This window comes from Corallococcus sp. 4LFB (assembly GCF_046520365.1).
Taxonomy (GTDB): domain Bacteria; phylum Myxococcota; class Myxococcia; order Myxococcales; family Myxococcaceae; genus Corallococcus; species Corallococcus caeni.
Genome location: NZ_JBKGHJ010001217.1, coordinates 1 through 582 on the forward strand (window position 1 = coordinate 1; position 582 = coordinate 582).

Here is a 582-nt window from a genome sequence, read left to right on the forward strand (position 1 = left end):
CAGGTTGCGATCCGCATGGAGCACGAGGTCCGGCTTGAGGGTGCCTCGGAGTTCCTCGGTGCAGCCCTCTGCGATGAGCCGCGCTTCCTCCTTCTTGCTGACCGTCTCCACCATTCGGGCGTTCGGGTAGAAGCGGTAGCGCTGCTCGATGCTGAAGGGCGCGGGCCAGAGCGCCTTCAGCACCTCCTCCGCGCACTGAAGGGCGAGCACGTGCTTCTGCCTGCCCAGGAACTGTGCCCGCGTCACGGGCTTGCCGCAGCGGTCCGTCTCCACCACCTCGGCGCACTCCTGCCGCGTCGGTGGCCTGCCCTGGAAGTAGCGCGCGTTCCCCAAATGCTCCGCCTGCACGGCACACGCGGCGAGCTGCTGCTCAAGCGCATCCGCGTCGTGGTCCTGCTGCATCAGCGCGAGCACGGCCGGCGGGATGGCCCGTACCAGTGGGGAGGCCATGGCCCGGGTCGCGGCCCTCGCGGACGCCTGCTCCGCCAAGTAGGCCGCATGCCGTGCCTTGCCCGCCGTCTCCGAATCGACGTACCCCAGCTCGCCGTGCCGGGATGCACGCGTCCCTCCGGCACACGCCGT

The 582-nt window shown here is 70.1% G+C and carries 1 pseudogene; it reads right to left on the reverse strand.

What is annotated here, in order from left to right:
- A pseudogene (locus ACLEQD_RS45010) lies at positions 1 to 450 on the reverse strand (hypothetical protein); the annotation flags it as partial.
- Between the last annotated feature and the right edge of the window lie 132 nt (positions 451 to 582).